This is a genomic window from Bradyrhizobium algeriense, assembly GCF_003062295.1.
Classification (GTDB): domain Bacteria; phylum Pseudomonadota; class Alphaproteobacteria; order Rhizobiales; family Xanthobacteraceae; genus Bradyrhizobium; species Bradyrhizobium algeriense.
The window spans coordinates 21,046-31,936 of the sequence record NZ_PYCN01000048.1; the positions used below are offsets into that span (position 1 = coordinate 21,046).

Below are 10,891 nucleotides of genomic sequence, written 5' to 3' on the forward strand. Positions count from 1 at the left end.
GGAGGTAAACAGGCGGCACGAGATTCTGGTTGGCATGCGAGGCCGCGTGCCGAGTGGGCGGGGATGTTGCCATCCCTCCTCCCAAACCCCGAACGAGCGGATTTCCCGCATCCGGTTCTTCACGCGTAAGTTTTTATCTGAAGCCGGCAAACTGGGCAAACTTTGGCTAGAGTTTTCGCTGCTGCGAGGAAGGATGATAAAGGCATCAAAATTTTCGGACGACCAGAAAGCGTTCATCCTGAAGCAGGAGACAACGACGGCGTTGCGGTTGCGGAGATCTGCCGCAAGGTCGGGATGAGCCAAGCGAAGTATTTCAACTGGAAAGAAGTATGATGGATTGCTGCCAACAGAGATGCGGCAGTTGAACAGCTGGAGGAGGAGAACAGTAAGCTGAAGAAGCTGATGGCTGACCTGTTGCTCGATAAGGAAATTGTGCAGGACGTGATCCGCAGAAGGCTATGAAGCCTGGCCGGAACCGCAAGCTGGTCGACGAGGTCCGCAGCGAGTGGCAGGTCTCGATCCGCAGGGTCTGCACGCCCTCAAGTTTGAGAGGTCGACCTACCATTACAAATCTCGTCGCTCCGATCACGCTGCCCTCGAACATCGAATCAAGGAGATTCGCCATGCCCCCGCTTTCGGTATGGCTACCGTGGCGTTCACGTCCTGCTTCGTCGTGAAGCTTGGCGCCATTGCCAGAACAAGACACGGGGCGTCTATCGCGGATTGGGCCTGCAATTACGCAAAAAGACGCCCAAGCGCCGGGTAAGGTCAAGCTGTGACTAGAATCCGGCCACGCGATGAAAGAGCCCCGGGCGATGGACTTGGTCCATGACCAGTCGGCGACAGGACATATGCCGTGGAAAAAATAATCAGAGCCAATTGGCAGCACCCCGGAGCTCGCCGCGATCTCTACCGCCGTCTTGCGCCCATAACAGATCAGCCAGATCTTTCGACCGCACCTCGCCAACTCGAGCCGATGCGTCCAAATCCCGCTTAGCGCGCACGCGACAGCTAGTGTTCTGACTCATTCATTTGCATCCCGCTGTTGCGATGGCGAGCGCTTTTTTGGCTCGGCGGGTGCTTTGCGAGGATGGATTTGGCGCTGGCGATTCACTTGAATGGCTTTGGGTTTTGGTTTCGATGCTCGATCCACTCGTTAATCGCGGTCTTGAGTTCGGTGACGTCGTTGAAGGTTCCTCGCCGGATGCGCTGGCGAGTGATTTCTGCGAAGAGCCGCTCGACGAGGTTGAGCCAGGAACAGGATGTCGGCGTGAAGTGCAGCGTGAAGCGTTTGTGTCGCGCCAACCAGCGCTTCACGGCCGGCGTCTTGTGGGTGGCGTAGTTGTCGAGGATCAGATGCAGATCGAGATGTGCGGGGGTCTCGCGGTCGATTGTTTTCAGAAACGACAGGAACTCGTCTGCCCGATGGCGTGCCAGACATTCGCCGATGACGGTACCGGCCGCCACATCGAGCGCGGCGAAGAGTGTTGTGGTGCCGTTGCGCTTGTAATCATGGGTCATCGTGCCGGCACGGCCCTTTTTCAAGGGCAAACCCGGCTGCGTGCGGTCGAGTGCCTGGATTTGACTCTTTTCATCGACGGAAAGCACCAGCGCCTTCTCCGGCGGATCGACGTAAAGGCCGACGATGTCCTCGACCTTCGCGATGAAGTCGGGATCGTTGGAGATCTTGAAGCTGTGCACGAGATGCGGCTTGAGGCCATGTTCGGCCCAGATGCGCTGCACGCTCGTGTGGCTGATGCCCATTTCTTCCGCCATCGACCGCACGCTCCAGTGCGGGGCATTGGCCGGACGCTCCTTCACGGTCTTCTCGACGACCTTGAGCTTCATGGCAGCGCTGAGCGGCTTTCGGCCAGGCGGCTTGGAGCGGCCTTTGATCAGACCATCGACGCCGGCCTCGACAAAATAGTCCTGCCAGCGCCAGACGGTGGTCTTCGAAACCCCGACCTCACGCATAATCGCCACGACGCCATGACCGTCCGCCGTCACCAGCACGATCCTCGCTCGCTTCGCGATCTTCTGAGCCGTGTTTCCATCGGTGAGCAATTGCTCCAGTTCCCTGCGAGCCTTGCGATCAAGTACAATCAAGTCGTTTTCCATGCCGCGAGTGAATCATGTTCGCGACAAGTTGGGATTCAAATGTCAGTGACAGAACACGGATCAATCCTCCGCGGCATGATCCACTTCGATATGGCCCGCCTGCTTCTCAGCGCTGAAAATCCAGAGCAGCCCGCCGAGCGCGCCCACGATGAAGTAGACGGCGCCGAACAGGATCGAGACGACGGTGCCGTCCGTCTGCGCAAGTCCGGCATAGCCGAAGGCGACCATCATCGTCGCCTCGCGCACGCCCCAGCCGGCGATCGAAATCGGCATCGTGGTGATTAGCATGATCGGCGGGGTCAGTATGAGCAGCTGCTCGAAATCACCGGGCACCTCGATCGCGCGCACGCAGCACCAGGCGATCACGACCGCCAGCACATGAATGGTGAACGACAGCATAGCAATCTTCAGTCCGCTTTTCTTGCTGAAGATCACCTGGTTGGCAATCGCCGAGCAGGCGTGGAAATGTTTGATCGGCCACCAGCTCTTCAGCCACGCCCATTCCAGATGGCCGAGCAGCAGAAAGCCCATCCCTCCGGTGAGTGCTACGAGATCGACAAAGACCAGCGCGAGCCGGCCATTGGCGTCGCCGATCATGGCGTAGCTCCAGGGCAGGCTTGCAACGATAATGAACGCCAGCGCAATCAGGCCGACGGCGCGATCGATCAGGATCGAATAGGTCGCTGCGCGCCAGCCGGCGCCAGTGCGGTTGACGAGCCAAAGCCGAACCGCGTCGCCCCCGATCGATGACGGCAGCGTCTGGTTGAAGAAGCTGCCGATCATGTTGAAGCGGAATGCCTTGAGGTTGCTTAAGGGCGCATGGCACAGACCGGAAATCACGCGCCAGCGCTGCGTGCCGAGGAAGATCTGGAAGATGGTGACCGCAATGGCAAGCGCGATCCAGAGCGGGTTGATATGGCTCAGCCGCGACTGGATCGCAGCGAAATCAATCGCGCTTAGAGCGAGGTAAAGCAGCCCGACTGACAACGCCACCCGGGTTATAAAGATCAGAAATCCGCACATGACGAACTAGCTCGCGGAGCCGCAAGACCTCGCTGTAGCAAGTCACGTCGATTGACAGCTCTAGGTCGCAAATCCGAGACGCTTCCATGGGGGGACCGCAAACGCTTACGGAGCGCCCGCGTTTAACCCATCGGGTTTTAAACTTCACCCCCTCAGATGTGATAGGGAGCGCCCGCCTTTACGATTTCCTAATCCGGATCTATACCTTGTTGCGCAAACTGTGCGCTATGCAGGTCTCCAAATGATTGAAGCGAGCGTTTCCGGTCATCGCCAAATCGGCAGCGAGTTTTCGGACGACGAGTTCGATGAGCTCTTTCCTCCCGGTTATGAGCGACATTATTGGCATCGCGCTCGGAGTGCCATTGTGAAGAGCTATGTCCACGCGTTTTGTGGCCTCAGCGATACGCTTCTCGAAATCGGCGCTGCTCGTGGTCATTACGTTAGCGTCTTGCGTAAAGCCGGGTTCGACGCGTACGGCTGCGATCTGGGCGATCCATGGGTCCACGAGGAGGCAAGACCGTTTGTCTTTACGAAAACTGATTTCGCCGATGTTGACAAGGAGCTGCGCGACCGCGTCACCACGGTTCTGCTCTTGGACGTGCTTGAGCACATCGAGCAGCCGGTCACATTTATCGAATCAATTTTTCGTGCCCTTCCGGCGCTGCGTTCGCTGATCATCGCGCTGCCAGCGCGGCAAGAGCTGTGGTCGAACTTTGATGAACATTACCGCCATTTCCTACGCTACGATGTAACTGAACTTCGCAAACTGGCGCTACGGTCCCGCCTTTCAATCAAATCCTACAGTTACTTCTTTCATGCTTTGTATGTGCCGACCTTATTGCTGAAGACACTAGGCATGAAGCGTGGAACGGCGTTTGACGCGCGCAAAGCACCCCGGTTGCATGAACTATTGGGAATTACATTTTGGCTGGAAAGCAAACTTTTGCCAAGGAATGTCTATGGCACGTCACTGATCTGCGCCTGCGCCAAAGATCGTCCTATCTGAGAACTCCCGGTTCATCGGCTCAGATGGTCGGCCACAAGAGCGGCGGCAACCAAACCGGTTGTCACAGCAACATCCGATTGTCCACGATAAACGCGACTGAGGCCGAAAGTAATCAGTGCGAGCCCGTCCGGAGGGCATCGCGTCGCAGTCCACCCGCGCGCTCACGCCGCCGGCAAAACTGGCCAGCAATACTGCGAGAACCCTAGGCGGCCCAAATGCGTGATGCCGCATCCGATGTAGCAGCTCGTGTTGAACGGGGCGTCCTCGCGGATCTTGGTAACCGTGATCTCTGGCAACACTGTGAAATTCGGAAAGGTCGAGCAGCCCATGTAATGTAGATCGGCTTATCCTTGTAGCTGAAGCGCGACCTGCCGTGCGGCATTACGCCCTTGCCCTGGGTTGCACGGATCGCGGTGAATAGTCGTCCGTTTAGAAGCCCATTTGAGCGCGGTTGAGGCGGCGAGCGCAGCAAGCGTTCAGGATTAGACGCAGCAGAAGCCTCAGCCATGCGACGACAAGGCGGAGATTGTGGCCGACGGCAGTGAGAACGACGTTGGCAGCATCACCGTCGCGGCCCTTGAGATAGCAGCGGCCGAGGTGGCCATCGGTCTTCATGTGACCGATCACGGGCTCGATGGCGGATCGACGCCTGAGCTCGCGTTCGACCGCTCCGACGACCCCACGCTTCTGGCCGGAGAAGAAGACGCGTCGTGGGTTTTCGCGGTTTTGTGACCGCGATAGCCCTTATCGACATAGGCGTGCTCGATCTGGCAACTGGCGAGCTTCTCGGTGGCTTCGATGAAGTGCGAACAGGGATGCTGCGTCGCAGAGCACTTGCTACAGAGCGACGGCGCTGCCGGCCGCTTTGCTCACGAACGCATCGAAGCGCCCGATCGATCGTCGCCGCACTCATCGACAATAATTTAGTACGGCTCTCTGGCGCCAGGTCGATATGGCCGTGCCGCTCCATCGATTCAATCAAGATCGGCAGCAGGGCCTTCAGACGCTTGCCGCACACCCGGTTTGCGGTCTCCCAAAGCAGTATCAGCGCAATTTCTCTCGGCGTCTTGGTAAATCAGTGGACGATTGCGGCGCCCCGCTGTCTAGCCGTCAGGATCGCAGCGCAACAACCGTATCGCATGCTTCCGATGGAAGCCCGTAATCGCGACGAACTCGTCGAGAATGCGGCCCTTTTCGACACGGCTCGACATCCTGTAACGCCGCGCCAAAGCGGACTTCAGTTCCTTGAGCGTCGTCATGCTCAATCGCCTCATCGTTGCCCACTGTGCTCCCTCGCCATTGTGGAGCAATCTACGTGAGGCAACAGCTCAGATTCAGGAGCATTTCTGACGACGCAATGCGATGGGCGAGTTGAATGTCATGATCACGGGCGTATCGCTCGACCATCGCCTCCGGTTGGCCTATTCCGGTTTTGATTACTCCTATGTCGTGCTCGGTGGCGAGAGCTTCGTCGCTCTGGCCGAAAGCATGCAGAATGCTTTGTGGTCACTCGGCGGAGCGCCGCGGGAGCATCGCACCGACAACCTGTCGGCCGCCTTCTGCAATCTCGACCGCGACGCGAAAGACGATCTGACGCGGCGATACGAGGAGCTCTTCGCCCATGACGGCATGTGGTCCTCCCGCAACAACAGCGGCATCGCCCATGAGAACGGGGCGACCGAGAGCTCGCATGGTCATCTCAAGCGGGCGATCGCCGCGCGCTGTTGCTGCGTGGCACGCTCGACTTCGATGATCTCGTCGCCGATGCGGTTATTTGTCGTGTCGAAGGTGACATCCGACGCGTGCAGGAAGTGCTTGGCGATGTATTCCTTGACCAGATAGCTCTTGTAGCCGCAGCAGATGACGAAATCGTTGATGCCATAGTGCGAGTAGATTTTGAGGATGTGTCACAGAACCGGCTTGCCGCCGATCTCGATCATGGGCTTGGGCCAAAGTGGGTTTCCTCGGAGATTCGGGTTTCCAAGGCCACCCGCGAGGATCACACCTTTCACCATTGGCTTCATTTCTGGGTATGCGGCCGTTGTCGCCTGGCTTCACGGCAGGATTGCTCCGCTATGGCGGCGGGGCGTACCGGCTTGAACAGAAACTGCTTGGCAGCATTCGGATTATCATCGTCAAAGATAGGGGGATTGAACGTAGCAGCGGCGACGTAATCCGCCTGCCTAGCTCCAAAGGAGGCCATGACGCTGGCTTGATCAAGACGATACGGGCCCTCCGGCTCGACCACTACCCATGCTTTGGCCAGATCGGCGCAGTTCTCAAGCCCGAGCGTTTCCACCGCGACCGCGTTGCTGCCGGGTTGTGCCCCGAATAGGAATGGTAGACCGAGCGCTCGCGTCTCGAGCACATACAGCAGGCTCGGCGAGAGGCCCGTGAGATCGACGACCGGAGTACCGGCTTCAAGGCCGGCCGCACGAGCCTGGCTTCTGGCCGTGGCCAGATAGTCGCGGAAGGACTGCGAAAGTACCAATTTCCCGCCACCCGGCATGGGCATGACAGCGGTATAAGCGCGCAGATCTTTAACCTGACGGAACGGCTTGTGTAAGCTACCATTGACGAGTGATGCAGTTAGCAACTGTGCCAACACGGACAGGGGCAGTAAAGCGGCGGCGACGCTGCATCCCTGTTGCGCGAGAGGGCTCAGCAGAGCAACGGCCGCGAGCATCCAGAACAAGCCAGCCATCGCACCAAGGTTCCAGTAATTCAGATTGGAGCCCAGTGCAAACAGGTGCGGGAGCACCAAAAAGGTTAGCGCTAGAGCGATGCTGGTGGGGGTCTGAGCGCGCAAAACCAATCCTCCACGATAGAACATCGCTCCAAGGCATGTGAAGGCCGGCACGAGGAACAGAGTCGACGACTTGATGCTGATCGGACCGGTCCCCAGCAGCGCAATCGCTATTGTTACGATCAACACCGCAGCGAGAGCCAGCGAGGGAAGCAACTTGTGCGTAGAGCCCACGAGAATGCTGAGCAGAAAGGCTATCGCCACTAACACAGCGATAGCGAGTTGCGAGCGACTGACGGCGAGCCAATCGATCCGAAACATGAGAGACACCTCGTGCCCGGCACCCAGCAGGATTTCCATTTCAGCACTGTTGATCATACGCGTCAGCAGCCCGGCGATGCCGCCGTCGATCAAGGAGGCGGTAATGATCATTAGAGCGAGAGCGACCAGCGCGGCGCCAACCATGGGCAGCAGTGACTTTCGGTGCAACACGACGACGTAGAGCATAACGACGAGGGCAATGGCCGCAGCGGTGGTCGGCTTGGCCATGAAGCAGCACCAGCCGCCAACGCCGACAAGGATCCATCCCAAGACCTGGCGGATGCGCCCTGGCCGTTCGGCTAACAGCAAGCCAGCCATCACCATCAAGAGCGATTGAAAGGTCAGTGAGTAGTAGCTGGGGGTGAGCCACCAGCCGGAAAAGTTGCATGATGCCAGGCTGGCGATCCCTGCCGATAGCACCGCCGCATGCAGCCAGCCCGCTGTCCAAACGCGCCGGATTACAAGGAAGCTGAGAATCCAGCTCAGCGCCATGGTAAACGTGACGTTCGCCATGCGAAGCACTGCGATGTCGCCGCCCGCCCATTGATATGGCCAGTGATAGACGAAGCCGAAGAGTGACGGCGGAACATTGATTGCGTAGGGGAATGGGTTCGCGATGACGTTGAGATACAAACCTTCGTCGGCGAGATTAAGACCGTAACTGCTGTAGTATAGCAGCCAACCGAAAAGGATTGCTGTGGTAAGCGCGGAAAGAGTCAGCAAAGTTCGATCCAGTAAGACTGACAACGTCCTTCCCTCGGCAAAGTGGTTATCTGTTGGCATAGGCCCCTTCCTGCCAACCTCGTAGATGAGGCCCATTCCAAGGGATATCAGCCTCGGAGCTTCTAACTGACCTGAGCCCGGCAAACTCCTCCCAAAATTGGTAGGGTCTATCACCTCGGAGCGGGATGGATATGCGGCCGAGCCGGTTCACAGAAACAGATCATCGGGATCTTGCGGGACGCGCTGGAGAGCACCTCATTCCGCGACTAGACTAGACTACTTTCCGGCGCAAAATTCGCGCTTCTAACCAGACTGGTCAACCGCGCGGACAACGACAAGGCCCCGCCAGGGGCTGGCGGGGCCTTGAGAGGCCAGATTGAGCTGGGACGGACTACGGTTGGCGTGACTGGTTTTCCATCGCGCGTCCGATATTGATGAGGTTGTCGGCGACGACGCCGAGGCCGACCCAGCGTTTCATTCCGATGCTGCCCTTGTAGCGGCAGCGATCGAGCCCGTGTCGCCGTTTGACGACGCTGATACGTCCCTCGCATCCGGTTCGCCATTTCTGACCGTTTCGGAACCAGCGCTTTTTCTGCTCGCGCTTGCGCTCGGCGCTCTTGGTCGAGCGATTGGGAATGCAGACGCGTTTGACGCCTCTGGCTTTCGCCGCAGCCTCATTCCTGGCGGAGTAGAAGCCAGCGTCCGCCGCCACCAGGCGAGGCGTGCGCCCGAGCTTTGCCTCGTGGATCTCGATGGCCGGGATCAACAACTCCGAATCGCTTGGCCGCTGATCGTAGACGTCGTAGTCGATCACAATCTGGTTTTCTGCTTCCTGCAGTTTGACCATCTTGCCAAACTCGTTGGGCTTGCCGGCCTTGCCTTTGCGAATGATCTCGGTCGAGGGCTCGAACACGCTGAGGAGCTTGCCTTCTGCCCGGGTGTTGCCGCGGAAGATGCGTTCCCGGGTCTGCCGCATCACTTGCCGCACCAGCGGCAGCATCGCTTCCAGCTGCAGACGCAGGCCTTTCAACGCCAGCTGCTTCAAGATGCCCCTGGACCGCTTCACGCCTTCGGAGATCTCGCTGGAGAAGCGCTTCGCCTGACCCACCACCCGGCTCGTCGAGCTCAGTAGCTTACGGTAGCCTTCCTTGAGCTTCTCGTGATTGAGCGGCCCCTTGGCGCGCGCAATCCGCGCGATCTCAAGCAACCGCAGCTTCACGCTTCGACTTCGGTCGCGCAGCTTCGTTCCGACGACGCCCGTGATGGCGGTGATCTTCTTCATGGTGCGGATCAGCACTCGCACTCCGTCCCCCAACAACGTGCTGTCCGTCGGATGGTGGATGTTCGTCTCCACCACCGTCGTATCCACGCGCATTCTGCGCCCTTGCGTCACCCCCTGTTGCTGCGCGATTTGCACCATTCGGTCGTGAATCTGCCTGATCGTGTCCGGATCCACAGCCAGGCCCCAGCGGCCGATCGTCTTTGCGTCCGGCGTCTTGCCGCCGCCCACGCGGGTGAAGTCGCGATACACCAGGTTGGCGCGCACTTCGCGCTCCAGCACCTGATAGCTCCAATTGCGGACGTGTTTGAGGATCAACAATCGCAGCACCACCTCGGCCGGCGCGCCCAGCCGGCCACGACTGCGGCTCTTGGGATGCCGTCTCGCCAGCGCCTCATATACCGCAGCTACGATCTGTTCATCCGCCAGAACGCGGTCGGCATGCTCCATCCAACCTTCGCGAAGATCGCTCACTTCTTCGGCGATCAAGCCATCGCCGAAGCTCAGTTGCACTCTGCGCATCTCAATCACGCTTCTTCCTCCTGCCCCGCGGCGCCGCCGCATCGGGGCCCAGCAGGTCGTGATTGAGCTCGCAGATCGCTTCGATCGCTTCTTTCAGCTTCTGATAGTTGTCCAGCCAACGGCGCACTTCAGCAACGCGTTCACGGCGCACGCTGAACTGGCGAACGCGTCCGCCGCCATAGCTCACCGTCAGCACGTACACTTGGTGCCCTTCGCCGCGCGCACATTTCGGGCAGCCGCGCTTGTGACGAACAGTGCGCTCCAGCAGCGAACCACGCAGCAGTTCGCCGGTGACCGGCAGCTTGCCGACAAGCTTCTCGCGGGTTTGAAGAGCTCGATCTCGAATCATCCATAAGAATGAATCAATCTCACCCACACAAGTCAACGCTGATTCCGTCCGATCTTGCAGTTTTCGCCCCACCAAGCGATTCTGGCTGCCTCAAAAGGCAGCCGAATTTTGCGCCGGAAAGTAGACTAGGGTCTATTGCAGCTCAGGATTCTCACCCGGGCTTGGTTGTGATTTGAAGCCATGGATGAGGCGATTCGCAAAGGAAGATGGAGCCACTTGGTCTATGCAAGCGAGAGAGCCCGGCCGCAGCGGCAAGGGCAATCGACGATTTGTCGGGCCGTGCTATGAATCGCCTGAAGCGGCAGTCCGGAGGTCAATTGGCAGCGGGCAAGCCCCGCGGGCTGGGCGGTGGAACGCGTAGCCGGTGCGCGACCCCGCTGACCCGGGACGTTGCGGTCCAAAGCGCGTTGGCCAACTCGGTATATCAGGTCTACGAGGATAGAAGAACGCGCGGTCCTTTGGGCGTTCTTGCCACTCGGCCCTGTAGATCACACCGTGTAAAAGTATGCACTTGACCTGACAACTGGCTCTTCGTCGTGGTGGGTGTCCGACGAAGATTTGTGTCCGGCGCTACGCGGCCGGCAGCAATTTCTCCTTCGCAATGGGCAGCGCGTCAAGGAAGGTTTGCATCGGTGTTTTTCCATAGCACCATCGTCCCTGATGCGGGCGCGTTTCGTTGTACGCCGTCACCCAAACATCGAGATCATTCTGCAGCTGTCGATGGTTCGATAGATCTTCTTGCGGAACGCCACACGATAGAACTCATCGAGCGCGGTTCGATGGAAGCGCTCGCAGATTCCGTTG

General features: G+C 58.8%; 5 protein-coding genes and 7 pseudogenes. 3 read left to right on the forward strand and 9 right to left on the reverse strand.

Annotated elements, in window-relative coordinates; genetic code table 11:
* Positions 1 to 196: 196 nt before the first annotated feature.
* Positions 197 to 851 (forward strand): annotated as a pseudogene (locus C7G61_RS46525) (transposase); the annotation flags it as partial.
* Between the two features lie 262 nt (positions 852 to 1,113).
* On the opposite strand, the pseudogene C7G61_RS38940 reads toward C7G61_RS46525, so the two are convergent.
* Both C7G61_RS38940 and C7G61_RS38945 read right to left on the reverse strand, forming a co-directional pair.
* Positions 1,114 to 2,118: pseudogene (locus tag C7G61_RS38940) on the reverse strand (IS630 family transposase); the annotation flags it as partial.
* Positions 2,119 to 2,178: 60 nt separating this feature from the next.
* On the reverse strand, positions 2,179 to 3,141 hold the full coding sequence (locus C7G61_RS38945; RefSeq protein ID WP_108522919.1) for a lysylphosphatidylglycerol synthase transmembrane domain-containing protein: 963 nt from the start codon (positions 3,139 to 3,141) through the stop codon (positions 2,179 to 2,181).
* Between the two features lie 241 nt (positions 3,142 to 3,382).
* On the opposite strand from C7G61_RS38945, the gene C7G61_RS38950 reads away from it, so the two are divergent.
* On the forward strand, positions 3,383 to 4,147 hold the full coding sequence (locus C7G61_RS38950) for a methyltransferase domain-containing protein (protein WP_108522920.1): 765 nt from the start codon (positions 3,383 to 3,385) through the stop codon (positions 4,145 to 4,147).
* Between the two features lie 218 nt (positions 4,148 to 4,365).
* On the opposite strand, the pseudogene C7G61_RS38955 reads toward C7G61_RS38950, so the two are convergent.
* From C7G61_RS38955 to C7G61_RS46530, 3 pseudogenes are all read right to left on the reverse strand, one after another.
* A pseudogene (locus C7G61_RS38955) lies at positions 4,366 to 4,568 on the reverse strand (S-(hydroxymethyl)glutathione dehydrogenase); the annotation flags it as partial.
* Between the two features lie 8 nt (positions 4,569 to 4,576).
* Positions 4,577 to 4,947, reverse strand: a pseudogene (locus C7G61_RS38960) (transposase); the annotation flags it as partial.
* A pseudogene (locus tag C7G61_RS46530) lies at positions 4,944 to 5,421 on the reverse strand (ISNCY family transposase); the annotation flags it as partial. The pseudogenes C7G61_RS38960 and C7G61_RS46530, both read right to left, overlap by 4 nt.
* A gap of 97 nt (positions 5,422 to 5,518) precedes the next feature.
* Between C7G61_RS46530 and C7G61_RS38965 the strand changes: the two are divergent.
* Positions 5,519 to 5,961 (forward strand): annotated as a pseudogene (locus C7G61_RS38965) (IS21 family transposase); the annotation flags it as partial.
* A 206-nt stretch (positions 5,962 to 6,167) separates the two neighbouring features.
* Here C7G61_RS38965 and C7G61_RS38975 read toward each other — a convergent pair.
* The 4 genes and pseudogenes from C7G61_RS38975 to C7G61_RS46540 form a co-directional block, all read right to left on the reverse strand.
* Positions 6,168 to 7,997, reverse strand: coding sequence for a hypothetical protein (locus C7G61_RS38975; RefSeq protein ID WP_145963769.1), 1,830 nt, complete (start codon positions 7,995 to 7,997; stop codon positions 6,168 to 6,170).
* A 331-nt stretch (positions 7,998 to 8,328) separates the two neighbouring features.
* Complete coding sequence (locus tag C7G61_RS38980; RefSeq protein ID WP_108522922.1) at positions 8,329 to 9,738, reverse strand: ISNCY family transposase; 1,410 nt, start codon at positions 9,736 to 9,738, stop codon at positions 8,329 to 8,331.
* 1 nt (position 9,739) lies between these two features.
* Positions 9,740 to 10,114: a DUF6788 family protein gene (locus C7G61_RS38985; RefSeq protein ID WP_145963770.1), complete on the reverse strand. Its 375-nt coding sequence runs from the start codon at positions 10,112 to 10,114 to the stop codon at positions 9,740 to 9,742.
* Between the two features lie 543 nt (positions 10,115 to 10,657).
* A pseudogene (locus C7G61_RS46540) lies at positions 10,658 to 10,891 on the reverse strand (integrase core domain-containing protein); the annotation flags it as partial.